Genomic DNA, 24933 nt, shown 5'->3' with positions numbered 1-24933 from the left:
GGCCAGGATCGCGTTGGTCTTGTTGTCGAGCACGAGGTCGCCCCGGTCGGTGATCAGGGTCAGCACCGCGTGGCCCTCGCCCTTCTCGTCGATCACCACGGTCATCCGCATCGCCCGCCGCGGCAGCCCGGCCTCGACCAGAAGGTGGCGCTTGAGCAGCTGGAAATCCTCGCAGTCGCCGATCCCATCCTCGGCCAGGTCCCAGCGGTCGGCCACGTGCAGGTGGTCCTGATCGGTCATCGGCTCGACCGCCTTGTTGACCCGGCGGTTCACCGCCACGATCGTCGCCCAGGTCGACGGCGTCAGGCTGATCCGCGCCGGCTCGCTCCGGTCCACCGCGCACTCGGCCGCGTAGCCCTGGCAGAACGTCACCCACGCCGCGATCGGCTTGGCGTCCCCCTGAACCCGCGCCCCAACGTCGCTCGGAAGGCTCGCCAGTGTCTGCGCCTGCGCCGTCGCGGCGAGGCCCGAGAAGCCGAGGACCGCGAGGGCGGCGACGGCCGCACGGCGGACCCGGGAGAGCCGACGCGATGCGGGGCCATCGACCAGTCCCTGCATCATGGAAACCGCGAACCGCATCGCTGGGACCCAACCGTTAAGCTCTCGTTAACGAAAGCTCTCACGCCGGAGGGCCGGCGGCAATCCGCGGATTAACAAAAGGTTAATGCTGTGTGCAATGCGGATAAGCGTGGGATCGCCGCCCCGTCGCGAAGCGCGCCGCCAGAGCGCAGAAACGTGAATGCGCACCGACGTGTTCTCTGCCGTGATCCGTCGATATCCCCGAGCCGCGCCACCGAGAAGAACCCTGTGGGCGGCAGGAGGAAGTCGCATGCGGTGCGCAGCAGATTGGGTCGCCGGGATCATCCTGACCGGCCTCGTAGCAGGGACTCTCGGGATGCTTCCGGCCTCGGCAGCCAGTCCGGCCAGCCCGGCCGCCGCGGATCTGAAGAGCGAAGGTCCGACGCAACCGGCCAAGGTCCAGGACGGTCAATACACCGACAAGAACGGCGATCCGACCTACCGCATCACGGACGACGGCAAGAAGGTCGACTGGTACACGATGTCCGGCTACCTGCGATACAACGCGAACTGCATCGTCTGCCACGGGCCGGACGGCATGGGCTCGACCTACGCCCCATCCCTCGTCGATGCCCTGAAGGGCATGGACTACGCGCATTTCGCGGGGATCATCGTCGGCGGCAAGAAGGACGTGAACGCCTCGCAGGAGCTGGTCATGCCGGCCTTCGGGGAGAACCGGAACGTCATGTGCTACATGCCGGACATCTACACCTACCTGCGCGCCCGCTCGGACGGGGCGCTCGGCCGCAACCGGCCGCCCGAGCACGAACCGAAGCCCGCAGCCTTCGAGAAGGCCGAGGACGCCTGCATGAAGTGACGGCCGTGCCTCCGGCGCGGGCTCGTGCCCGGCCCGGACCGGAGGCCATGACGCCCCGTTGCACCGTTCGATTGCACACGACATACTCTGCACAAGACGCTGAAGAGCGAGCACCAAGCTTGCCGAGGGGGTCGCAGGGGATGGAACGTGGCTCAAGGATCGGGAGTGCGCCGCCATCTCTGCGGCATCTGGACGGCCTGGACCGATGCGTCCGAGGCCGCCGATGCGGTCGCGGAGATCGCACGGGCCGTCGGTGACGCGCACCTGTCCCAGATCGTCGTGTTCTTCTCCGCGGATTACGACGCCGAGATCCTCGCCAGCGCCCTGGAGACCCGGTTTCCCGGCGTTCCGGTCGCCGGCTGCTCCATGTCGGGCGGCATCGCGCCGGCCGGCGACATCGACCGCGGCCTCGTCGCCATCGCGTTTCCGGCCGAGCGCTTCCGGATCGTTTCGACGGTCATCGATGCCATCGACCACCTCGACGTGGAGCGGACGGCCTCCGCGGTCCGGGCGCTCCGGCGCACCCTCGACCCGGTGGACCCGTGCCGTGACGTCGAGGCTGGCGCCGGCCACCGCTTCGCCCTGTCCCTGATCGACGGGCTCACCAACGCCGAGGAGACCGTCGTCTCGGCGATCGCCTGGGCGCTCGACGGCATCCCGATCGTCGGCGGTTCGGCGGGCGACGACCTGCGCTTCCGGGACGCTGTGCTGCTCCACGGGGGAAAGATCCACCGCCGGGCGGCGGTCCTTGTCCTCGTCGAGACCGACTTCTCGGTGGAGATCTTCAAGAGCGACAATTTCGAACCGACCCGGACCAAGTTCGTGGTGACCGCCTCGGATGGCGAGCGCCGGACCGTGCACGAACTCAACGCCGAACCGGCGGCCCGGGAATACGCCATGGCGATCGGCCTCGATCCCGAGGGCCTGTCGCCGATGAGCTTCGCCGCCTATCCGCTCGCCGTGAAAGTCGGCGGCGAGTATTTCTGCCGGTCGATCCGGCGGATGAACGAGGATGGCTCCCTCAGCTTCTTCTGCGCGGTGGACGAGGGCGTGGTTCTCACGCTCGCCGAGCCCCGCGACATCGTCGCCTCGACCCGGGCCGAGCTGGCGCGCCTCGACGCGGTGCTCGGCGGAGTCGATCTCATCATCGGATTCGAGTGCGTGCTGCGCCGCTTGGACGCCGAGAGCCGGCAGGTCCGCCACGGCATCGCCGACCTCTACCGGCGCTACAACGTCGTCGGCTTCGAGACCTTCGGCGAGCAGTACCGGGCGATGCACTTGAACCAGACCTTCACGGGCATCGCCATCGGCAAGGGACATGGCACGGCAGAGCCGGCTAAAGCCCAAGTCCCGGTCGCGCCGTGACCCTGCATCCGAAAGGGCTCGAAACCGACGCGTCCCTGCATCGGCGGATCGAGAAGCTCGAGCGCATCAACGCCGCGCTGATGTCCCATGTCGAGCGCACCATGGACCAGCGGGGCAGCGCCTACTCGCTGTTCCAGACCGCGATCATGCTGGAGGGCCGGGTCCGCACACGCACGGAAGAGCTGACCGGGCTGATGCACCGGCTGGAGCGCTCCAACGAGGCGCTGGCCGCCGCTAAAGAGGAGGCTGAGACCGCCAACCGCTCCAAGACCCGCTTCCTGGCTGCGGCGAGCCACGATCTGCTGCAGCCGGTCAACGCCGCCCGCCTGTCGATCTCGGCCCTCGCCGACCTCGACGTGCCGCCGGAGGCGCGCGCCATCGCGGGTCAGGTGGAGCGGGGCCTGCAGACCATCGAGGACCTGATCAAGACGCTGCTCGACATCTCCAAGCTCGACGCCGGCATCGTCCGGCCGCAGATCCAGCCGGTCTTCCTGCCCGAATTGCTGGCGGAACTGGCGGAGAGCTTCAAACCCTTCGCGGAGCGCAAGGGGCTGCGCCTGTCGGTGCGTTGCCCGGACGTCACCGTCGCCAGCGACGTGGTGCTCCTCCAGCGCATCCTCCAGAACCTCGTCTCCAACGCCGTCCGGTACACGAGCACCGGCGGGATCGTCCTGGCGGCCCGGCGGCGGTCCGGCAACGTGCGGGTCGAGGTGACCGATACCGGCTGCGGGATCGCCGCGGAGGAATGCGACCTCGTCTTCGACGAGTTCTTCCGCGGCGGCGCGCGGACCGGCAGCGGCGAGGAGCCAGGCCTCGGCCTCGGCCTGTCGATCGTCCGGCGCATGGCCGTGGCCCTCGACCATCCCCTCAGGCTGCGGTCCCGGGTCGGCCATGGGACCCGGGTCGCCCTGACGCTACCCGTGAGCGCGATCCCGGCCGCCATCGCACCGCCGGCGCCGGTGGCGACCCGGCTCTCGGGCGCGCATGTCCTCGTCGTGGAGAACGACGTGTCCACGGCCGACGCTCTCGCGCGCCTTCTCCAGAACTGGGATGCCCGGGTCTCGACGTTCCGCGATCTCGCCGGGGTGCGGGCCTCCGTCGAGGCCGGGGCCGCGCCGCCGGACATCCTGGTCCTCGACTACCATCTCGACGACGGGGCCTGCGGCCTCGACGTGGCCGCCTACCTCCGGGCGTTGCGGGCGGATCCGCTCCCGGTGATCGTCACCACGGCCGACCATTCCGACGCGGTCGAAGAACGGGTCGCGGCCGCCGGGGCTGAACTCGTGCGCAAGCCGATCAAGCCTGCGCAGCTCCGCTCGCTGCTCACCTACATGCTGGCGTGAGCGGACCCGCGGGCTCCGGGGCCGCCTCAGCGGGGGCGAACAGACGCGCCCGCGCCGTGACATAGGACACACCGCGCCCCTCGACGGACCGCGTGGCCTGCGCGACAGGGATCGGCAGTCCCGGCGCGCCCGCGCCCGGACGTTCCAGCCATCGACGTCACGGAGCCTCCGGACGCCGCAGGAGCGCGCGCGAGAATGGCGCAGGTCCCGACCGGTCCGGCAACCGTCGCGTCGGGCAGTCCCCCGGATGGACTGCCGCCGCGCGAACGCGTCCTGGCGATGGCGGCGATCGCGCTGGCCATGACCATGGCGGTCCTCGACGGGGCGATCGTCAACGTGGCGCTGCCCGTCATGGCCAAGGACCTCGCCGTCAGGCCCGCCGACGCGATCTTCGTGGTCAACGCCTACCAGATCGCCGTGACGGCAAGCCTCCTGCCCTTCGCGGCGCTCGGAGACATCTTCGGTTTCCGGAAGGTCTACCTGCCGGGCCTGGCGGTCTTCGTCGTCGCCTCCCTCGCCTGCGCGGTGGCGCCGAGCCTGCCGCTGCTCATCGCGGCGCGCATCGTCCAGGGACTGGGCGCCGCGGCGATCATGAGCGTCAACATCGGCTTCGTCCGCTTCATTTACCCGCACCGGATGATCGGCCAGGGGGTCGCCAACGTCGCGCTGGTCGTGGCCGTGGCCTCCGCGGCGGGTCCGACCGTCGCGGCGGCGATCCTCTCGGTGGCGACCTGGCCCTGGCTGTTCCTCGTCAACGTCCCGGTGGGCCTGCTGGCGCTCGCGGTGGCCTCCCGCACCCTGCCGGTGACGCCGGCGAGCGGCCGACCCTTCGACATCGTGAGCGCGGTGCTGAACGCCCTGACCTTCGGCCTTCTGATCATCGGCATCGACGGGTTGGGCGATCCGGAGGGTCGGACCATCGCGATCGCCGAACTCGTCGGTGCCCTGGTGATCGGCGCGGTGTTCGTGCGGCGCCAGATCCGGTTGACCGCGCCGCTCCTGCCGGTGGATCTGCTGCGGATCCCGGCTTTCGCTCTGTCGATGGCGACCTCCGTGGCGTCGTTCTGCGCCCAGATGGTGTCCTACGTCGCACTGCCCTTCTACTTTCAGGACGTGCTGCACCTCTCCAGCACGCAGACCGGCTTCCTCCTGACTCCCTGGCCGATCGCGGTGGCGGCGATGGCGCCGGTCTCGGGCCGCCTCGCCGACCGCTATCCCCCCGGGATCCTGGGCGGGATCGGTCTGGCGATGATGGCCGCCGGCCTCGTCTGCGTGACGCTCCTGCCCGCGGCGCCCACGACCGTCGACGTCGTCTGGCGCCTGACCCTTTGCGGCCTGGGCTTCGGCCTGTTCCAATCGCCCAACAACAAGGTGATCGTCACCTCGGCACCGCGCGAGCGCGCCGGCGGGGCCAGCGGGATGCAGTCGACGGCACGGCTCACCGGGCAGTCCCTCGGCGCCGCCCTCGTGGCGGTGATCTTCGGTCTGACCCACGGACTCGGCGCCGAACGGGCCGTGACCCTGTCACTGTCCTGCGCGGTGGCCCTCGCGGTGATCGGCGGCTGCGCCAGCGTCCTGCGGCGGAGTCGGACGGGATAGAGCCGCGCTCGATCGCGCTGCGATCGGGTACGGCTCGAAGCCTTTGTTGCAGCACGCTCCCTTGCGCCGCACCGATGTCCACTCCGGCGGAGCGCGCCTGAGACGGCGCTCGCATGCCACCCGTCGCGCCGGTTTGCGTTGACGCAGCAGATCACCAGCTGGAGCAACCCCATGGATCTCGATCTCACAGGCCGGAAAGCCCTCGTCACCGGCTCGACCGCCGGCATCGGCTTCGCCATCGCCAAGGAACTTTGCGACCTCGGCGCCGAGGTCGGCATCAACGGCCGCACGCCCGAGCGGGTCGAGGCCGCGCTCGGCCAGCTGCGGGGCGCCGCGAAGGCCGGCCGCGCCTTCGCGGCGCCGGGCGACGTGGCCACCGCGGACGGCGTCTCAGCCCTGCTCCGAGCCCTGCCGGCGGTGGACATCCTGGTCAACAACACCGGCATCTTCGAGCCCAAGCCGTTCTTCGAAATTCCGGATGCGGACTGGCAGCGCTTCTTCGACGTCAACGTGATGAGCGGCGTGCGCCTGTCCCGGGCCTATACATCCGGCATGGCGGAGCGGGGCTGGGGCCGGGTGATCTTCATCTCCAGCGAGTCCGGCATCAACACGCCGACCGAGATGGTCCATTATGGGATGACCAAGACCGCGCAGCTCGCGATCTCCCGCGGGCTCGCCCAGACGGTGGCCGGCAGCGGCGTGACCGTGAACAGCGTCCTGCCTGGTCCGACTCTCTCCGAAGGCGTAGCGGAGTTCATGAAGCAGATGGCCGGCGGGACGGCCGATGCCGACCTGGAGGCCATGGGCCGCACGTTCGTTGCGGAGCATCGCCCCTCCTCGCTGATCCAGCGCCTCGCGCGGGTGGAGGAGGTCGCGAACCTCGTCGCCTATCTCTGCAGCCCGGCCGCGAGCGCCACCACCGGCGCCGCCCTCCGGGTTGACGGCGGCGTCCTGCAGGGTCTCGCGTAGATCGAGGGCCGGGGACGGGTCCGGACGGATCCGCTGGCGGTCGCGCAGACAAGCCCGAAATCCGGACCTGCCGGGGCGTCCGGGGAACGCGGACTTCACCGCATCCGGTCGCGCCGACAGGTCTGGATTCCGGGCACTCGCCCGCGGCACACAACGGCGCACCGGCCGCTGGTCCGTTCCGACAGGCGAAGCACGAAAGCTCCTAGAGCCGACCGCCCGGATGAGACACCGGGCTTGGCTCTAGGATGCAATCAGGCCTTCAGGTGGGCAGCGAGATGCTTGTTCATCTCGAACATCGAGCACTTGTCCTTGCCGAAGACCTTCTTGAGCTTGTCGTCGGCAACGATTTCGCGCTTGTTCTCCGGATTCTGAAGATTGTGCTTCTTGATGTATTCCCAAACCTTGCTGACCACCTCACCGCGCGGCAGCGGGCTGGTCCCGACGATGGCGCCGAGTTCGGCCGACGGCTTCAGCGGCTGCTGCAGGGCGTTCGGCTTCGTGCCGGCCGCCTTGGTGGCGGCAGGCTTCGTCGCCTTGGCGGGAGCAGCCTTCTCCGCGGTCTTGGTGGTCTTGGCGGCCGCCTTCGGCGCAGCCTTCTCGGTCTTTGTGGCCATAAACTTCCTCCGGTTCTCGGGCCGCAGGCCGGGGCATGATCGCCCCACGGCCGAGCCAGCATAGCAGCAACTAAGCGGTGCTGCCGCCGTTCCAAGGGGAAATTGCCTTTGCAGCCCCCTCATCCACAACCCACACGCCGCAATCCCCTGTTGGATCGCCCGATCGACGGCGCCGCAAAGTTTATTCACCCCGATGCTGCGCGCGAAACCTACTCTTAACAATCCTGCGCCTGAAGTACGGGCATGTTCGCTCCGGCCCTCACGCTCGCACTCCTGCTCGCCACCGGCCTGATCACGGCCCTCGGCCTCGTGGTCCGAGCCGAGCCGGCTGCGTCCGACTTCGCTCAGGGCCGCGGTCTGGTCTGAGCGTGCCGGGATTGCGATGCCGATCCGCCGGGTGCATCAGCCCGGCGGCATGACCGACCCGATCACCCTCACGAGCCTGGAGAGCACCGCCCACGTCGTCCAGGTCGCGCTCAGTCCCGTCTTCCTGCTCTCGGGCATCGCGACCCTGCTCAACGTCTTCGGTGCCCGGCTCGCCCGGGTGGCGGATCAGGCCGACCATGTCTCCGGCTTGCTGGCCGGCGCGGGCGACGCAGAGCGCCTCCTCCTCGGCCGGCGCCTGGACCGGCTACACCGGCGCTCCCTCGCGCTGGATGCCGCGGTGTTCCTGGCCGCCCTCGGCGGCGTCGCAACCTGCGGCGCGGTGTTGACCCTGTTCGTGGGCGCCCTGCGCGACAACACGGTGGCGACGCTGCTGTTCGGCCTGTTCGGCACGGCGATCCTGTGCACGCTGTGCGCCCTCGTGGCCTTCGGGTTCGAGATGCTTCTGGCCAGCCGCTCGGTCCGCGACCGGATCAATCAGCGGCGGGCGAGCGCCGGCATGCCGTCCGATCCCTGATCGATCGATACCGCCCCAGGCCGTATTCGAGGGCGGAACCGGTCCAGGCCGGCGCGCTTAGTCAGCTGAGGCCCCGCCATGGGAGCCCGATCCGCCCGCACACGGGAAACGACCATGCCGACGGACCTGCCCAACGAACGCGCCCTCAGGAAGCCCGGCACACTCGAACTCGATCCCGCCGGCGAAGGGGTCGCCATCGACGAGACCCCCCGGCTGATCGCGTCCAACAAGGTCGAGGGAACAGCCGTATACGACCGGACCGGTCGTCATCTCGGGGCCGTCCACAATTTCATGGTGGACAAAGTCTCAGGGCAGGTCGCCTACGCCGTGCTCGCCTTCGGGGGCTTTCTCGGACTGGGCGAGACCCACCATCCGCTGCCCTGGAAGGCGCTCACTTACAGCACGGAACTGGGCGGCTACGTGGTCGACATCGACCCGGGCGTGTTGGCCGGGGCGCCGAGCCACGGGGCCGCGGAGGACGGGTTCGCAGACACGTCCTACCGCGATCGGATCGAGGCCTTCTACGCCCAGCACGAGCCCACCGCCTGAGCGGGCGCCACCGCGCGCGGGATCGAGGTGCGATGGATCGAAGCGCGACGCTCGGCGGCTCAGAATTTCCCGCCGAGACCGACGCTGCCGCCGGGGGAGAGCATCGGACCCATCGACCCGCTGCCGCCGCTGCCGCCGACGGCCGCGTTTCCACCATCGAGGTCTTCGCGCCGGATCCGGCGCTCGCCGCTGTCGGCGGTCCGCGTCGCGCCGCCGGCGCTCTTGGGGATCGCCAGTTGCCGGGTCGGCGCGGTCTGGAGCGGCTGCCCGTCGGCATCGACCGTGGCGTTGCGCGGCTCGCGGTTCGGCATGGACCCGCGCAGCGAAGGCGGCAGCCCGACCTCCGTCGCCGGCATGACGCCTCCGCCGCCGCCCAGCGCCTGACACCCGGCCACGAGGCCGGCCAGGGCGGCGGCGAGCGCGAGGCCGCGCGCTGCGGCGCTTCTCGACGTGGTGAGGGTCGACATCGTGAGGTCCTCGATCGTGGCCGCGGTGCCATCCGCGGCTCGCATGGGCTTCTGCGCGGTTGTCTACGCTGGCGATGCGGCGAAAACCAGACATCCCCACGGCTGCACGGGGGATGGTCGCGAAGCCCCGCGCGCGCCGACTGACCTAAGCGCGGATCGAGGCTTGCTGTCGGGACGCCGCGGTCCATAACTTCGCCCAGGTCCTGCGGCACGACGCCATCCGCAGGCCGGGTCCTGCCGGCGGCGGATCCGGGACCGGCCGTACGGTCGCGGCTGCACCGGCGCGCCGATGCAGCCCGGCCTTTCCTCAGAGGACGACGCGTGTTCAGAACCAAGCGGATGATCGTGGCCGTGACGCTCGCCCTCTGGGCGTCGGGTGCTGCGGCGCAGGTCCAGGCGAGCGGCAGCGAGGGTGCGGCCGCCCAAGCCCCGCCGCAGGCTCCAGCCGCGAATTCTCCGGCGAATCCGGCCCCCGTTCCGCCGGCGGCCGCCCCGCCACCGCCCAACGCAGGCACGCCGGCCCCGTCGCCCCAGGCTCAGCAGCAGGGCACGCCGGCCACGGTCCTCGACACCCAGGATTACGAGAGCCTGCTCGGCCGCAGCGTGCGCAGCGCCGGTGGCGACGAACTGGGACGGGTCATCGACATCATCGTCGACAAGGACGGCCACCCGCGTGCCGCCATCATCGATTTCGGGGGGTTCCTCGGGGTCGGCACCCGCAAGATCGCCGTGGACTGGCGTGCCCTGCGTTTCACCCCGGATGGCGGCAAGGARCGCAAGCTGTCGGTCGCGCTCACCCGCAACCAGGTCCGCGTCTCGCCGGAATACAAGGCCGGCGAGCCGATCGTGGTTCTGGGTCCGGCCAGCCCGGCCGCGCCCGCAGCCGAAGGCGAGCAGGCGGCCACCCCGTCCGTCGCGGCACCGGCTGCTCCGGCACCCGCGCTGCCGCAGGCGGCTCCACCCGCGCCCCTTCCGGCATCGACGAACCCGGGCGCCCCCGGCTCGCACACTGCGGCACCGGCCGCCGCGACCCCGTCTGCGCCCATCCTGCCCCCGGAGAAGGCGCCGGATAAGTGACGGTGGCCCGGTTGAAGGTTCGAACCGCCGTCTCCCCCCGCGAGCGCGAGGTGCCCCGGCAGGACATCCGTTCCCGTCCCGTCCGCCTGAAGGATCAGGGAGCCGAGGCCGCACGTACGCCGTCGGCTCCGGCCGCCCCCGCCGGGCGCGCGATCTCGGCGGCGAGCCGCCACGGCCTCGATGCCTTCACGTTCTTCGTGGCCAACCTGCAGACGGGGTTCGGTCCGTTCCTGGCCGTCTACTTCTCGCAGGCCAAGTGGACCCAGTCCGACATCGGCTTCGCCCTCACCGTCGGCAGCCTCGTCGCGCTGCTGGGGCAGGTCCCGGGGGGGGCCTTCGTCGACGTCGTGCGCTCGAAGCGGTTCGCCGCCGCCGTGGCGGTGATCGGGATCGCGGGCAGCGCCTTCGCCCTGGCAATCTGGCCGAGCTTCCTCGTGGTGCTCCTGGCGATGGCCCTGCATTCGGCCGCTAGCTGCGTGCTGACGCCGGCCATTGCGGCGATCAGCATCGGCCTCGTCGGGCGCGCCCGGGCTGGCGAGCGCCTGGGCCGCAACGCGAGCTTCGCGGCCCTCGGCAACGCCCTCGGCGCCGCCGGGATGGGTGCCATCGGCTACTACCTATCGAACGGCGCGGTCTTCTATCTCACCGCCGCGCTCGGGATCCCGGCGGTGATCGCGCTGGCCCGCATCCGCGCCCAAGACATCGATCCTGGCGTGTTCCAGCAGCCGGCCGCGATCCAAGAGTCTCGGGCCTCCGGCCATGATGGGGTCCGGGCGCTGCTGACCAACCGCGGGCTGCTGTGCTTCGCGGGCTGCATGGTTCTGTTCTTCCTCGCCAACGCCGCGATGCTGCCCCTCGTCGGCAGCGTCCTGACCCTGCGGGCGAGCGAGACCGCCACCGCGCTGGTGGCCGCCTGCATCATGGTCCCCCAGGCGGTGCTGGCGGTCAGCGCCCCGGCGGTCGGGCGAGCCGCCGAGCGGTTCGGTCGCTACCCGGTGCTGCTGATCGGCTTCGGCGCGCTGCCCGTTCGCGGCCTGCTGCTGGCCTACACGACCAACCCCTACGGCCTCGTCGCCATCCAGGTCCTCGACGGGATCTCCGCCTCGGTCCTCGGCGTGATGGTGCCGCTGATCGTGTCGGACCTAACCCGCGGCACGGGGCGCTTCAACCTCGCCCTCGGCGCGGTCGGCACCGCCATGGGGATCGGCGCAGCCCTCTCGACCTCGCTGGCGGGCATCATGGCCGATCATCTCGGCAGCCACAGCGCCTTCCTGGGCCTCGCCGTCATGGGCTTCGCGGCCTTCATGCTCGTGGCGCTGATCATGCCGGAGACGCGCCAGACCGATGCCGCGACCTGACGGGCCGCGGCATCAGATTCGCTTGGGTGTTTCCGAGCCGCTCAAGCGGCATTCAGGTTTGGCCGATAAAAGCGCACGGAAGGCGCGGGCCGGTGAAACAATGGCAACGCTCTCGCGTTGGCGCTGCGGGTCAGACTGCGCCCGCGCTGCACTCCGCCTCAGCCCATAAGCCAAAGCCGCGCGAATACGGAATGGTCACCGCGATGGAAGAGCTGCACCGATACGCCGAGAGGCCCTTCGCCTTCGTCGCGCGGTACCTCCGCCGCCGCTGGCTGCCGCACTTGGTCATCCTGATCTCCGTGCTGGGCGCCGTCGGCTTCTCGGTCTCCACCGATTACGCCCTCAAGGGCGTGGTCGATGCCCTGACCAAGGGTCCGGGGCCGAGCAACACGGTCGTCTGGAGCGCGCTCGCGGTCCTGATCGCCTTCATCGCCGCCGACAACTTGCTCTGGCGCGTGGCGGCACTGACGGGCGCCTTTACCTTCGTAGGCATCACCGGCGACATCCGGCGCGACCTGTTCCGGCACATGACCGGCCATTCCCCGACCTTCTTCTCCGACCGGCAGCCGGGCACACTCGCGTCGCGCATCACGGCGACCTCGAACGCGATCTTCACGGTCGAGAACATGTTCGTGTTCAACGTGATGCCGCCGACGGTCGCGGCCTTCGGGTCGATCGCCTACATCGCCACCGTCAACCTCACCATGGCGGGAATCCTGGCGGGGGTGTTCGCCGCCGTCGTCGTGCTGATGTTCAAGATGGCAGCGGCCGGCAAGCCGCTGCACCACGACTTTGCCGCCAAGGCGGCCTCCGTGGACGGCGAGATGGTCGATCTCGTCGGCAACATGTCCCTTGTGCGCGCCTTCTCGGCGTTCAAGCGCGAGGGCCAGCGCTTCGAGGGCACGATCGCCACCGAGATGCGCGCGCGCCGCTCGTCGCTGCTCTACCTCGAGAAGCTGCGCATCGTTCACGCCGTGCTCACCGTGCTGGCGGTGTTCGGCCTGCTCTACTGGGCGATCCAGATGTGGGAGGCCGGCCAGGCGACCAATGGTCAGGTGGTTCTGGTCTGCACCCTCGGCATCCGCATCCTCGCCGCCACCCGCGACCTCGCCGTCGCGCTGGTCGACGCGACGCAGCACACCGCCCGCCTCGCGGAGGCGCTGCACACCCTGCTGCAGCCCCACGATCTCGTGGATCATCCCGAGGCGCAGCCCCTCAGCGGCCAGGGCGCCAAGATCGAGTTCGAGCACGTCGCCTTCAGCTATCCGGACGGGCGCCCGGTCTTCACGGATTTCGACCTCGCGATCGAGCCGGGCCAGCGCGTCGGCCTCGTCGGCAAGTCCGGCGGCGGCAAGTCGACCCTGTTCTCGCTGATCCAGCGGTTCTACGACGTGCAGAGCGGGGCGATCCGCATCAACGGCCAGGGCATCGAGCGGGTCACCCAGGAATCCCTGCGCGAGGCGATCACGGTGGTGCCGCAGGACGTCTCGATGTTCCATCGGTCCCTGCGCGAGAACATTCGCTACGGCCGGCCCGAGGCCACCGACGAGGAGGTCTGGCAGGCGGCCGAGGCCGCACACTGCACCGACTTCATCAAGGCCCTCCCGGAGGGCTTCGACACGATCGTCGGCGACCGCGGGGTGAAGCTGTCGGGCGGCCAGCGCCAGCGCATCGCCATCGCGAGGGCCATCCTGAAGAATTCGCCGATCCTGCTCCTCGACGAGGCCACCTCGGCGCTGGACGCCGAATCCGAGCAGGCGATCCGCCACGCGCTCGCCAACCTGATGAAGGGCCGGACCGTCATCGCCATCGCGCACCGCCTCTCGACGCTCCAGGATTTCGACCGAATCGTCGTGCTGGAAGGCGGCCGCATCGCACAGGACGGCTCGCCCGACAAGCTGACCCATCTCGACGGCTTCTTCCGGGAGCTGATGAAGAAGGAAACCATGGCGACGTCGCTCGCCGCTGCCTGATCCTGCCGGCCACGTCCGAGCCCGTCATCGCGGCCCCAGCGAGGGGCTCCGTTTCAAGGCGACGGCGGTGGGGGGTCGCACCGGCCGGATGAGGTCGCCGTGATCGTACGGATTACCGCGCCGTTCGGCGTCGCGCCGCTGAAGGCTGCTTGGTCGGCGCCGCATGTTCGGCCCGCCCCCGTTTTCACAGGCGCCGGGCGCTGCTAGATCACGCGGCGGCTGGACCAGACCTTGCGTCGCACGAGACGTCGCTGACCGGCCCGGTCCCGACGCTGCCCGACGCCCGAGCCCGATCGTGCCAGACCTTGCCCTCGTCATCCGGGAGATCTCCGAGGAGATGGCCCAGCGACCGGACCGGGGGGCGGTCGCCGATTACATCCCCGAACTCGCCGGTGTCGATCCGAACCAGTTCGGCATGGCGGTAATCGACGCCGAGGGGCAGGTCTTCACCGGCGGCGACAGCGAGACCCCGTTCTCGATCCAGAGCGTGTCGAAGGTCTTCACCCTCACCCTGGCGCTCGGCATGGTCGGCGACCGGCTGTGGAAGCGGGTCGGCCGGGAGCCCTCCGGCAATCCGTTCAATTCCATCGTGCAGCTGGAACGGGAGCGCGGGGTGCCGCGCAACCCCTTCATCAACGCGGGCGCGATCGCGGTCACCGACGTGATCCTCTCGGGCCACGAACCCCGCGAGGCCCTCGGCGAGATCCTGCGCTTCATGCAGTTCCTGGCCCAGGATTCGACCATCGCCATCGACGAGACGGTGGCGGCCTCGGAGAAGCGCACGGGCTTCCGCAACACCGCGCTGGCCAACTACATGAAGTCCTTCGGCGTCATCGACAATCCGGTGGACTTCACCCTCGGCGTCTACTTCCACCACTGCGCCATCGCCATGAACTGCCGACAGCTCGCCATGGCCGGGCGGTTCCTCGCGCATAACGGCCGCAACCCGGCGACCGGTCACTCGGTGGTCTCGGCCGAACGGGCGCGCCGCATCAACGCCATCATGCTGACCTGCGGCCACTATGACGGGTCGGGCGAATTCGCCTACCGGGTCGGCCTGCCGGGCAAGAGCGGCGTCGGCGGCAGCATCCTGGCGGTAGCGCCGGGAAAGGCCTCGATCGCGGTCTGGTCGCCGGGCCTGGACGCGGCGGGCAATTCCCACCTCGGCCGCGTCGCCCTCGAGCGGCTGACACAGCGTATGGGCTGGTCGGTCTTCGGCGCATGAGCATGCGCCCTTGCGTGGCAGCCGCGTCCACGGCACTCCCCCGGCAGGGCGCGGCCGCACCGGGATGGGACTGAACATCATGGCGACGAGTCCGGCGGTCCAGTCCGCCGAAGACGCCCTCGACCCCGGCGCCATCCTGGCACGGCTCGACCGGCTTCCGGCGACGCCCACGGTCTGGCGCCTCGTGGCGCTGCTCGGGCTCGGCTTCTTCTTCGAACTCTACGACCTGCTGTTCACCGGTTACGTCGCGCCGGGCCTCGTCAAGGCCGGGATCCTGACGCCGACGACGCCGGGTCTGTTCGGGGCGAGCGGCGTCGCGAGCTTCGTGGCCGCCCTGTTCACAGGCCTGTTCATCGGCACCCTCCTGTGCGGCTGGCTCGCCGACCGCTTCGGACGCCGGGCGATCTTCACATGGTCGCTCCTGTCCTACACGGCGGCCAACGTCGTCATGGCCTGCCAGAGCGATGCCTTCGGCCTCAATCTCTGGCGGCTCATCGCGGGGATCGGACTCGGCTTGGAGATGGTGACGATCGGCAGTTACCTCTCGGAACTGGTGCCGAAGGCGATCCGCGGCCGGGCCTTCGCCCTCTGCCAGGGCATCGGCTTCACCGCCGTGCCGGTGGTCGCGTTCCTGTCCTATCTGCTGATCCCGACCGCGCCCCTCGGCATCGACGGCTGGCGCTGGGTGGTCCTGATCGGCGCCTCGGCGGCGATCGTGGTCTGGTGGATGCGCGCGGGCCTCCCGGAGAGCCCGCGCTGGCTCGTCGAGCACGGGCGGCTGGCCGAGGCCGACGCGGTCCTGCGCCGGCTCGAGGCGCGGATCGCGGCCGAGCTCGGGCGCCCGCTGCCGGTCGCCGCGGCGCCGGAGCCGGTGCAACAACGCGGGGCGTTCCGCGACCTCTGGGTTCCGCCCTACCGCCGCCGGGCGCTGATGATGGCGGGCTTCAACGTCTTCCAGACGGTGGGTTTCTACGGGTTCGCCAACTGGGTGCCGACCCTGCTGGTGGCGCAGGGGATCACGGTCACGTCGAGCCTCGCCTACACGGCCCTGATCGCCCTGGCCGCTCCCGTTGGGCCGCTGATCGGCCTCGCCATCGCCGACCGGTTCGAGCGCAAGCACGTGATCGTGGCCGCCGCCCTCGTCTACATCGGCTGCGGCCTCGCTTTCGCGCAGACGCGGGACGTCGCGGTCATCGTCGCGCTCGGGATCGGCCTGACCCTGGCGTCGAACGTCATGTCGTACAGCTTCCATGCCTATCAAGCCGAGCTGTTCCCGACCGGCATCCGCGCCCGGGCGGTGGGCTTCGTCTATTCCTGGAGCCGATTCTCGGCGATCTTCACGGGGTTCGTCATCGCTTTCGTGCTGCGGGAAGCCGGGACGCCGGGCGTGTTCCTGTTCATCTCGGCGGCGATGCTGGTGGCCGGGCTGCTCGTGGGACTGCTCGGGCCTCGCACCCGCGGCGTGGCGCTGGAGAAGATCGCGAGGTGAGGGCACGCGATCGATTGTCTGCGCGATGTCGCGCCATGGCCGTGATCATCGAAGATCCACGCCCCGTTCGCGACCGCGATGTGGTTTCCGGTAAGGCCTGAACCCGGCTTGGACCGGAGAACCGTCACCGCCGCCGCATAGAAGGCGCACTGATCGAACCCCGCATCGCGACCCGGGAGACGCTGGACCGGACCCCGCCCGGCCTGAGGCTGCCCGTCCCCGCGCCGTTCGCCGACCGCCCGCCGGCCGACGTCGGAGCTTGATCCGATCCGAGGCGGATGCCACAGCGGCGCGAATGCGAAACAGGACGCCCGGATGACTGAACCCCTCGATCTCCTCGTGCTCGGCAATGCGATCGTCGACGTGATCGCCCGCACGGACGATGCCTTCCTGTCCGCACAGGGCGTCACCAAGGGCGCGATGCAGCTCATCGACGAGCCGCGGGCCGAGGCCCTGTTCCAGGCAATGGGTCCGGCTACGATCGTGTCGGGCGGCTCGGGCGCGAACACCGCCGTCGGCGCGGCCCTGCTCGGGACCAGGACCGGCTTCGTCGGCAAGGTCCGGAACGACGCGCTGGGCGGCCTGTTCAGCCACGATCTCAAGGCGACCGGCGTCGCCTTCACCGTGCCGCCGTCCGAAGATGGACCGGCCACCGCCCGCTGCTTCGTGCTGGTGTCGCCGGATGGCGAGCGCACGATGAGCACCTATCTCGGCGCCTGCCAGGGCCTGAGCCCGGACGACGTCGACAAGGCGCTCGTGGGGTCCGCCCGCGTCGTCTACCTCGAAGGCTATCTCTGGGATCCGCCGGCAGCCAAGGAGGCGTTCCGCAAGGCCGCGCAGATCGCCCATCAGGCCGGCAACGCCGTGGCGCTCACCCTGTCGGACGCGTTCTGCGTCGGCCGCTACCGGGACGAGTTCCTCGGGCTCCTCCGCGACGGCAGCATCGACATCCTGTTCGCCAACATCGGCGAGCTGCAGAGCCTGTACGAGACCGCCGATCCCGAGGTCGCCGTGGCGTCGCTGCGCGACGAGCGCAACGCCCGCGGCCGGCACCTGCTCGGCCTCGTGACCCGTTCGGCCGAGGGCGCCCTGGTGGTTCAGGGCGGCGAGGTCCGCGCCGTCGAGGCGAGCCCGGTGCACGAGGTGGTCGATACGACCGGCGCGGGCGACCTGTTCGCGGCGGGCTTCCTGGCCGGCCACGCCCGCGGGCTCGACCACGTCGCCAGCGCTCGGCTCGGCACGCTGTCGGCCGCCGAGGTAATCCAGCATATCGGCGCCCGCCCACAGGCGGATCTGGTCGCCCTGGCGAAGGCGCGCGGGCTGCTCTGAGAGATCAGGGTCGCAGCAGCACCTTCCCCACCGCGGCGCGTCGGGTCAGGAGGCCGAAGGCCTCCTGGAACGCCGCCAGCGGGTAGACGCCGTGCACCTGCGCGGTGAGCTTGCCCTCGGCCACCCAGCCGAGGAGCCGGCGCTGATCGGCCCGATGCGCCTCCGGCTCCCGGTCCAGGAAGGCGCCCCAGTGGACGCCCTGCACGTCGAGTTCCTTGAGGAGCATCAGGTTCAGCGGCAGCCGCGGGATGGCGCCGGCGGCGAAGCCGATGACGAGGTAGCGCCCGCGCCAGCCGAGCGCCCGCAGGGCGGGCTCCGCGTAGGCGTCGCCGACCGCGTCGTAGACGACGTCGACCCCACCGCCGGAGATCCGGCGCAGCTCGTCCTTGAGGGTCGCGGGATCGTAGACCAGCGTGGCCTCGGCCCCGTGGGCGCGGGCTACGGCGAGCTTCTCCTCCAAGGAGGCGCAGGCGATCACCCGCGCGCCCATCAAGCGCCCGAGTTCCACCGCGGCGAGGCCGACGCCCCCGGAAGCGCCCAGCACCGCGAGCCACTCCCCGGGTTTCAGTCGCGCGCGGTTCGCCAGGGCATGAAGCGAGGTGCCGTAGGTGATGGTGAGACCCGCCGCCTGCTCGTCCGGGACACCGTCCGGTACCGGTGTGAGCTTGGCGGCCTCGATGGCGATCAGCTCCGCGCAGCAGCCGTGGCCCGCGTGGACGATCACCCGGTCTCCTACGGCCACCCCCGACGTCCCCTCCCCCAGCGCCTCGACAACGCCGACCCCCTCGCCACCCGGCGAGAACGGCAGCGGCGGCTTCACCTGGTAGCGCCCCGCCACGATCAGCGTGTCGAAGAAGTTCAGCGCCGCGAGGCGCATCCGCACCAGGGCCTGTCCGGGGCTCGGGACCGGATCGGGACGCTCCGCGATTTCCAGATGCTCCGGCCCGTCGAGCTTCGTGCACAGCAGCGCCCGCATGGCGTGTCTCCTCCCCGCCGTTTCCGGCCGATGAGGCCCGAACCGGCCGTGCGGTCAAGCCGTTCCGATCATCTCGCGGATGCGGGCACCCAGCACCTCCACCACGAACGGCTTGGTGATGACCTGCATCCCGGTCTCCAGCTCGCCGTAGCCGAGCACGGCGGTCTCAGCGTAGCCGGTGACGAACAGCACCTTTAGTCCCGGGCGCGAGAGCCGTCCCGCCTCGGCCATCTGGCGCCCGTTCATGCCGCCCGGCAGCCCGATATCAGAGACCAGCAGGTCTATGCGCACGTCGGATTGCAGCACCTTCAGACCGGCGACGCTGTCGGCGGCCTCGATCACCGTGTAGCCCAGATCCTCCAGAACGTCGGTGACCAGCATGCGCACGGTCGGCTCGTCGTCGACCACCAGCACGGTCTCCCCCGGCGCGGCTCGCGGGAGCGCCCCCACGGCGGCGTGTGGGTCCTCGTCCGCCACCGCACCGCGATGGCGCGGCAGGTACAGGCAGACCGCGGTGCCCTTGCCGACCTCGGAATGGATCCGGACCTGTCCGCCCGATTGATGCGCGAAGCCGTAGATCATCGACAGGCCGAGGCCGGTGCCCTGCCCCAGCGGCTTCGTGGTGAAGAACGGCTCGAACACCTTGCCGACGACGTCCGGCGGCATGCCGATGCCGGTATCGGTCACGCAGAGCGAGAGGTACTGCCCGGGCGGCATGTCGTGGCGCCGGGCGGCGCGCGCATCGAGCCGGGCATTGGCGGCCGCGATCGTGATCCGGCCGCCCTCCGGCATCGCGTCCCGGGCGTTGATGCAGAGGTTGAGGAGCGCGTTCTCGAGCTGCGGGGGATCGACCAGGGCCGGCCAGAGGCCCGCGGCGCCGACCACCTCCACGATCACGGCGGGACCCACGGTGCGACGGATCAATTCCTCCATGCCGGCGACCAGCCGGTTCACGTCGGTGGGCTTCGGATCCAGGGTCTGACGCCGCGAGAAGGCAAGCAGCCGGTGGGTCAGGGCGGCGGCCCGCTTGGACGCCCCCTGCGCGGCGTTGATGTAGCGGTCGACGTCCATGACGCGGCCCTGACCCAGGCGGGTCTGGATCATCTCGAGTGATCCGGAGATCCCCGCGAGCAGGTTGTTGAAGTCGTGGGCGATGCCGCCGGTGAGTTGCCCCACCGCTTCCATCTTCTGCGACTGCCGCAGGGCCTCTTCGGCGGCCGCCAGGGCATCGGCACGCTCGCGCTCCGCCGTGAAGTCGCGCCCGACGGCGTTGATCACACCCTCGCCCGTCCGGGCCGCCCAGCTGATCCACCGATAGGTCCCGTCCCGGTGACGGTAGCGGTTGTCGAACCGCGCGAGGCTGCCGCCGGCCGAGAGCTTTCGCGCACCCTCGAGCGTAGGGGCCAGATCGTCCGGATGGACGACGTCGATCAGCGTGATCCCGATCAGGTCGTCCTCCCGCCAGCCCAGCACCTCCGTCCAGGCGGGGTTCACCGCGGTGATCGTCCCGTCGAACTGGCAGCGCAGCATCATGTCGGACGAGAGGGTCCACAGGGCATTGCAGTCGGCTGTACGCTCCTCGACCTGCCGCGCCAGGGACGCGTTGAGGTCGCGCAGTTCCGTGAGGGCGGCTTCGAGCCTGTCCTGGCTCTCCTTGAGAGCGGCGTCGGCGCGCACGCGGGCGGTGGTCTCGTTGGTGAGGATGAACAGGCCCGCGACGCGTCCCTCGGCATCGAGCACCCGGGAATACGAGAAGCTCCACCACGTGTCCCGGGCGCCCCGGTCGGTGCCGAGCGTCCACGGCAGATCGACGAACCGTTCCGGCCGGCCCGCCAGGGCGGCGTCGATGATCGGCCTGGCCTGATCCAGGGCATCGGCCCAGACCTCGTCGAACCGCGCCCCCATCGCCCAGGAGAGCCGCGGCCCGAGGAGCGGCACGTAGGTGTCGTTGAAGAAGAAGTGGAGATCCGGCCCCCAGGCCAGGATCATCGATTCCGGCGAGTTGAGCACGAGCGAGAGGGCCGCGCGGAACTCCGCCGGCCATGTCTCCGGGGGACCGAGGGGATGGCCGGACCAGTCGCGCGCGCGGATCAACCGCGCGGCCTCGCCGCCGCCGGCGAGGAAGGAGAGGGAATTGGTCACAAGCTAAAGGCGATGCAGTTCATGAGGCTTCGCGCGTATGGACCGCTTTGACCTTATCTCCAAGGTTGCCGGTTCGATCGACGACGGACGTTCGGACGTGCCTGCTCAGTTCGGGTACGGACGCATCCGACTTGGCGTGCGACTCGGCAGGTACAGCGGAGCAACCCGGATCTGAGGGCCGCAGCGGCTGCCGTGCGGGTGGCTTGCGTCGCAGCGCGCGCGAAGGCCGCCCGCTCGATCCCCGATCCGATCAGGCCCCTCGGCAGCCGCGGCCGTCGTCCACGACGGCGGCGTCAATGCGCCTCCTGCCAGTTCCCCGCCGCCTTGGCCTCCACCACCAGCGGCACCTTCAGCGTCAAGGCCGGGGCCGGAGCCTCCTCCATCACCGAGGCGATGACCGGGATCGTCGTCTCGACCTCGTCCTCGGCGACCTCGAACACCAGTTCGTCGTGCACCTGAAGTAGCATCCGGGCGCCGAGCTTCCTGGCGGCGAGGGCCGCCTCCATCCGCGCCATGGCCCGGCGGATGATGTCGGCGGCCGAACCCTGGATCGGCGCGTTGATCGCCTGCCGCTCGACGCTGGCGCGCTCGGACGGGTTGTTGGAGCGGATCTGCGGATAGTGGCAGACGCGGCCGAACAGGGTCGTGACGTAGCCCTTGTCGCGGCAGATCTTCTTGGTGGAGTCGATGTAGTCGCGGATCCCGGGGAACTGCTCGAAATATTGCTTGATGAAGGCCGACGCCTCCTCGCGGCCGATGCCGAGGCGGTCGGCCAGCCCGAAGGCCGAGATGCCGTAGATGATGCCGAAGTTGATGGTCTTGGCCCGCCGCCGCAGATCGGGCGTCATCTCCTTGAGCGGCACGCCGAACATCGCGGAGGCCGTGGCCGCGTGGATGTCGATCCCGTCCGCGAAGGCCTTCCGGAGTTCCGGGATGTCGGCCATGTGGGCCAGGAGCCGCAACTCGATCTGGGAATAATCCGCCGAGATCAGCCGGTTGCCGGGCGCGGCCACAAAGGCCCGGCGGATGCGCCGCCCCTCCTCGGTGCGGATCGGGATGTTCTGGAGATTCGGCTCCGACGATGAGAGCCGGCCCGTGGTGGTGGCCGCCAGAGAGAACGAGGTGTGGACCCGCGCCGTCTCCCGGTCGGCATGCGTCTGCAGGGAGTCGGTGTAGGTGGATTTCAGCTTCGAGAGCTGCCGCCACTCCAGAATCTTCTTGGGCAGTTCATGGCCGGCCTGGGCCAGTTCCTCCAGGAGCGTGGCGGGCGTCGCCCACTGGCCGGACGGCGTCTTCTTCGCGCCTGGCAGGCCCATTTTCCCGAACAGGATGTCGCCGATCTGCTTGGGCGAGCCTACGGAGAATTTCTCGCCGGCATCCTCCTGGATCTCCTCCTCCAGGCGCACCAGGATCTGCGAGAAGTCCCCTGAGAGCCGGCTCAGCATCTCCCGGTCGACCCGGATGCCGCGCTGCTCCATCCGGGCGATCACCGGGACGAGCGGCCGTTCCAGGGTCTCGTAGACGGCCACCCGGTGCTCGGCGACGAGACGGGGCTTCATCATCCGCCACAGGCGCAGGGTGACGTCCGCGTCCTCGGCCGCGTAGGCCGTGGCCTTGTCGATGGCGACGCGGTCGAAGCTGACCTTGTTGCGGCCGGTCCCGGCCACGTCGGAGAACGTGATCGGCTGGTGGCCGAGATGGCGGCGGGCCAGCTCGTCCATGCCGTGTCCGCCCTTGCCGGCATCGAGCACGTAGGAGATCAGCATCGTGTCGTCGAAGGGCGCCACCTCGATGCCGTAGCGGGCGAGCACGACCCAGTCGTATTTGAGGTTCTGGCCGACCTTCAGGACGCCGGGATCCTCCAGGAGCGGCTTCAGCCGGGCGATGGCGTCCTTCAGGGGGATCTGGCCCGGAACCGGCTCGGCCACATCGGAGGACGCGGCGCCCTCGCCGAACAGGTCCGTGGCGTCGGCCTGCACCTTCGCCGCCTGCACGTGGGCCAGCGGAATGTAGCAGGCCCGGCCGGTGGCGACCGCCAGCGACACGCCGACGAGGCCGGCCCTGTGGGCGTCCAGCGCGTCGGTCTCGGTGTCGACCGCGATCACACCGGCCTCCTGGCCCAGGGCGATCCAGGCGTCGAGCTGCTCCAGGGACGCGACGGTCTCGTAGGCGGCGGTGTCGAACGGCGCCACGGCCTCCGCGGCCCGGGCGGCCACCACGTTGCCGGGAGTTGCCTCCACGGGCGCCCGGGGTTTGGCCGGGGCGTCCGGCAGATCGAGATCCGCGAAGGGATCGACCTCCCCGCCCTCGGGCGGGGCTGCGCCAGGCGGGCGCTCGGCGCCGGCGGCTGCGGTCTCCGGGTCCGGGGGCACGGAATCGCCGAAGAACGGCACCGCGTCGCTGCCGCCCGCGCCATTGGCGGAGCCCTGCGGCCGGGAGCCCGGCAGGAGCCGCGGATCGGGCTTCACCGCCTCGGGATCGACGTGCAGCATCTGGGCGATGCGGCGCGTGAGGGTATTGAACTCCATCGCCTTCAGGAAGCCGACGAGCTTCTCCGGATCGGGCTGAGGCACGCCGAGGTCGTCGAGCGCCACCGGGACGGGCACGTCCTCCATCAGCGCGACGAGCTTGCGCGAAAGCTTGGCCTGATCGACGTTGGCCAGCAGCGTCTCCCGGCGCTTGGGCTGCTTGATCTCGCCCGCCCGCTCCAGCAGGGTTTCGAGGCTGCCGAACTCCTTGATCAGGGCCGCGGCGGTCTTCAGGCCGATGCCGGGCACCCCCGGCACGTTGTCGGATGTGTCGCCGATGAGCGCCAGGGCGTCGCCGATCTGGTTCGGCTGCAGGCCCTCCCACTTGGCGATGATCGCCTCGACATCGAGGTTGCGCTCGGGCCGGTAGCCGGGCTTGCCCTTGGCGCCGGATTCGAAATCGTAGAACCGAACCTGCGGCCCGACGAGCTGCATCAGGTCCTTGTCGGAGGAGACGATGATGACGCCCGCGCCCCGCGCCTCCGCCTGCCGGGTGTAGGTGGCGATCAGGTCGTCGGCCTCGTAACGCTCCAGCTCCACGGCGTGCAGGCCGAAGGCCCGCACCGCGTCTCGCATCAGCGGCATCTGGCGCTTGAGGTCATCGGGCGCGTCGGGACGATGCCCCTTGTAGTCCGGGAACATCTCCTTGCGGAACGAGCCCTCGGACTTGTCGAAGACAATGCCGAGATGGGTCGGCATCGTGCCCGCGGCCCCGTCCTGCAGGAACTGCGCGATCTTGGTGCAGAACAGGCGGACGGCGCCGGTGGGCAGCCCGTCGGAGGGGCGGGAATTGTACTTCTGGTCCTGGTTGATCGACTGGAAATAGGCCCGGAAGATGAAAGACGAGCCATCGACCAGGATCACCTGATCGCCGGGGCCGACGGGCTTGGTCTCGGGGCTCGACGCGGGCTTCGAGTCGGTCATGGGCTCGGGCGGCTCTGGGCGATCAGGAGTCGGGCACGCGGTCCAGCTCGGTGCGGCAGGCCGCGACCAGAACGGGCTCTTCGTGGTGGACGGTGAGCCAGACGATGTCCAGCGTCACCCGGTGATAGCTGTGGCGATAGACGTTGCCCGCATCCGCGATCTGTCGCCACGGCACCTCGGGATACCGGGCTTTCGTCTCGGCGCTCAATCGGCGGCTCGCCTCCGAAATGATCTCCGAGCAGCGCACGACCGCGAATTGGGTGCGCTCGTCTGCCTCGAATGTCTCGAGCGTGAATCCAGCAACGAACCGAGTTGCGCGCTCGGCGTTGGCGACGATGTCTGAGCAGACCGTCCGCTCGCGCTCAGAAGGCGAAAACGGCATCATGCTCGGCCCGCGCGCGGACTCGATCCTTCAGAGCCGCCCGGTTCGCCACGTCGACCCGGATCGGAAACAGGTCATCGATGAAGTGGCACAGGCCGACATAGCCGTAGATCCCGCCCACAACGGGCGCATCGATGTCGATCATCACGTCGAGGTCGCTATCCGCCCGCGCCTCCCCCGGGCGACCGAGCCGAACAGGGCGGCGTGCAGCACCCCGCGCCGGCGCAGCTCGGCCTGGTTGGAACGCAGGATGTCGAGGGCGACGTGCCTGTCCATGGATCCGGCACCGCAGGGAATCGGAAATCGGCACCAACAGCCTACCAGACT

23 protein-coding genes are annotated in these 24933 nt (G+C 70.0%); 14 read left to right on the top strand and 9 right to left on the bottom strand.

Going from position 1 to position 24933, the window contains the following annotated elements:
• On the bottom strand, positions 1 to 579 hold a 579-nt coding region (locus AC1DXK_RS04130; RefSeq protein ID WP_477296972.1), incomplete at its 3' end, for a transglutaminase-like cysteine peptidase.
• A 250-nt stretch (positions 580 to 829) separates the two neighbouring features.
• On the opposite strand from AC1DXK_RS04130, the gene AC1DXK_RS04125 reads away from it, so the two are divergent.
• The 5 genes from AC1DXK_RS04125 to AC1DXK_RS04105 all read left to right on the top strand — a co-directional run bounded on the left by AC1DXK_RS04125 (position 830) and on the right by AC1DXK_RS04105 (position 6672).
• Positions 830 to 1396 (top strand): c-type cytochrome, methanol metabolism-related, encoded by a 567-nt coding sequence (locus AC1DXK_RS04125; protein ID WP_457108049.1) that lies wholly within the window; start codon positions 830 to 832, stop codon positions 1394 to 1396.
• A gap of 165 nt (positions 1397 to 1561) precedes the next feature.
• On the top strand, positions 1562 to 2761 hold the full coding sequence (locus tag AC1DXK_RS04120) for an FIST signal transduction protein (RefSeq protein ID WP_457108048.1): 1200 nt from the start codon (positions 1562 to 1564) through the stop codon (positions 2759 to 2761).
• A complete protein-coding gene (locus AC1DXK_RS04115) occupies positions 2758 to 4104 on the top strand; it encodes an ATP-binding response regulator (RefSeq protein ID WP_457108047.1) in 1347 nt (448 codons plus the stop codon). The genes AC1DXK_RS04120 and AC1DXK_RS04115 overlap by 4 nt, the downstream gene beginning before the upstream one ends.
• A 195-nt stretch (positions 4105 to 4299) precedes the next feature.
• Positions 4300 to 5703: an MFS transporter gene (locus AC1DXK_RS04110; protein WP_457108046.1), complete on the top strand. Its 1404-nt coding sequence runs from the start codon at positions 4300 to 4302 to the stop codon at positions 5701 to 5703.
• A 171-nt stretch (positions 5704 to 5874) separates the two neighbouring features.
• Positions 5875 to 6672, top strand: coding sequence for an SDR family NAD(P)-dependent oxidoreductase (locus AC1DXK_RS04105; RefSeq protein ID WP_477296969.1), 798 nt, complete (start codon positions 5875 to 5877; stop codon positions 6670 to 6672).
• A 251-nt stretch (positions 6673 to 6923) separates the two neighbouring features.
• Here the strand turns inward: AC1DXK_RS04105 and AC1DXK_RS04100 are convergent, their stop codons facing one another.
• A complete protein-coding gene (locus tag AC1DXK_RS04100) occupies positions 6924 to 7286 on the bottom strand; it encodes an SWIB/MDM2 domain-containing protein (protein ID WP_457108044.1) in 363 nt (120 codons plus the stop codon).
• Positions 7287 to 7529: 243 nt separating this feature from the next.
• Between AC1DXK_RS04100 and AC1DXK_RS04095 the strand changes: the two genes are divergently transcribed.
• The 3 genes from AC1DXK_RS04095 (at position 7530) to AC1DXK_RS04085 (ending at position 8736) form a co-directional block, all read left to right on the top strand.
• Complete coding sequence (locus AC1DXK_RS04095; RefSeq protein WP_457108043.1) at positions 7530 to 7652, top strand: hypothetical protein; 123 nt, start codon at positions 7530 to 7532, stop codon at positions 7650 to 7652.
• 49 nt (positions 7653 to 7701) lie between these two features.
• Positions 7702 to 8187: a DUF2721 domain-containing protein gene (locus AC1DXK_RS04090; protein WP_457108052.1), complete on the top strand. Its 486-nt coding sequence runs from the start codon at positions 7702 to 7704 to the stop codon at positions 8185 to 8187.
• Between the two features lie 114 nt (positions 8188 to 8301).
• Positions 8302 to 8736, top strand: coding sequence for a PRC-barrel domain-containing protein (locus AC1DXK_RS04085; protein WP_457108042.1), 435 nt, complete (start codon positions 8302 to 8304; stop codon positions 8734 to 8736).
• Between the two features lie 59 nt (positions 8737 to 8795).
• Here AC1DXK_RS04085 and AC1DXK_RS04080 read toward each other — a convergent pair whose 3' ends face one another.
• Positions 8796 to 9203 (bottom strand): hypothetical protein, encoded by a 408-nt coding sequence (locus AC1DXK_RS04080; protein ID WP_457108051.1) that lies wholly within the window; start codon positions 9201 to 9203, stop codon positions 8796 to 8798.
• 321 nt (positions 9204 to 9524) lie between these two features.
• On the opposite strand from AC1DXK_RS04080, the gene AC1DXK_RS04075 reads away from it, so the two are divergent.
• From AC1DXK_RS04075 to AC1DXK_RS04050, 6 genes are all read left to right on the top strand, one after another.
• Positions 9525 to 10280: a PRC-barrel domain-containing protein gene (locus tag AC1DXK_RS04075; RefSeq protein ID WP_457108041.1), complete on the top strand. Its 756-nt coding sequence runs from the start codon at positions 9525 to 9527 to the stop codon at positions 10278 to 10280.
• Entirely contained in the window at positions 10277 to 11638 is a 1362-nt protein-coding gene (locus AC1DXK_RS04070) for an MFS transporter (RefSeq protein ID WP_457108040.1), read from the top strand. The genes AC1DXK_RS04075 and AC1DXK_RS04070 overlap by 4 nt, the downstream gene beginning before the upstream one ends.
• 203 nt (positions 11639 to 11841) lie before the next feature.
• Positions 11842 to 13611, top strand: coding sequence for an ABC transporter ATP-binding protein (locus AC1DXK_RS04065; protein WP_457108039.1), 1770 nt, complete (start codon positions 11842 to 11844; stop codon positions 13609 to 13611).
• Between the two features lie 295 nt (positions 13612 to 13906).
• Positions 13907 to 14836, top strand: a complete 930-nt coding sequence (locus AC1DXK_RS04060; RefSeq protein ID WP_457108038.1) for a glutaminase — start codon at positions 13907 to 13909, stop codon at positions 14834 to 14836.
• Positions 14837 to 14915: 79 nt separating this feature from the next.
• Entirely contained in the window at positions 14916 to 16325 is a 1410-nt protein-coding gene (locus AC1DXK_RS04055; RefSeq protein ID WP_457108037.1) for an MFS transporter, read from the top strand.
• Between the two features lie 315 nt (positions 16326 to 16640).
• Entirely contained in the window at positions 16641 to 17654 is a 1014-nt protein-coding gene (locus tag AC1DXK_RS04050) for an adenosine kinase (RefSeq protein ID WP_457108036.1), read from the top strand.
• A gap of 4 nt (positions 17655 to 17658) precedes the next feature.
• Here AC1DXK_RS04050 and AC1DXK_RS04045 read toward each other — a convergent pair whose 3' ends face one another.
• The 6 genes from AC1DXK_RS04045 to AC1DXK_RS04020 form a co-directional block, all read right to left on the bottom strand.
• Positions 17659 to 18630, bottom strand: a complete 972-nt coding sequence (locus tag AC1DXK_RS04045) for an NADPH:quinone oxidoreductase family protein (RefSeq protein ID WP_457108035.1) — start codon at positions 18628 to 18630, stop codon at positions 17659 to 17661.
• A 54-nt stretch (positions 18631 to 18684) separates the two neighbouring features.
• Entirely contained in the window at positions 18685 to 20772 is a 2088-nt protein-coding gene (locus tag AC1DXK_RS04040) for an ATP-binding protein (RefSeq protein ID WP_457108034.1), read from the bottom strand.
• A gap of 293 nt (positions 20773 to 21065) precedes the next feature.
• Positions 21066 to 24224 carry a DNA polymerase I gene (gene polA / locus AC1DXK_RS04035; RefSeq protein WP_477296964.1) on the bottom strand — a complete coding sequence of 1053 codons (3159 nt, stop codon included), beginning with the start codon at positions 24222 to 24224 and terminating at the stop codon, positions 21066 to 21068.
• 22 nt (positions 24225 to 24246) lie between these two features.
• Entirely contained in the window at positions 24247 to 24609 is a 363-nt protein-coding gene (locus AC1DXK_RS04030) for a HepT-like ribonuclease domain-containing protein (RefSeq protein ID WP_457108032.1), read from the bottom strand.
• Positions 24587 to 24751 carry a hypothetical protein gene (locus AC1DXK_RS04025; RefSeq protein ID WP_457108031.1) on the bottom strand — a complete coding sequence of 55 codons (165 nt, stop codon included), beginning with the start codon at positions 24749 to 24751 and terminating at the stop codon, positions 24587 to 24589. The genes AC1DXK_RS04030 and AC1DXK_RS04025 overlap by 23 nt, the downstream gene beginning before the upstream one ends.
• On the bottom strand, positions 24751 to 24882 hold the full coding sequence (locus AC1DXK_RS04020; RefSeq protein WP_457108030.1) for a hypothetical protein: 132 nt from the start codon (positions 24880 to 24882) through the stop codon (positions 24751 to 24753). The genes AC1DXK_RS04025 and AC1DXK_RS04020 overlap by 1 nt, the downstream gene beginning before the upstream one ends.
• Positions 24883 to 24933 lie beyond the last annotated feature (51 nt).

The organism is Methylobacterium sp. P3_A11 (genome assembly GCF_056403155.1).
The sequence above is the reverse complement of the archived record's forward strand: the minus strand, read 5'-3'. Positions and strand labels throughout refer to the sequence as shown.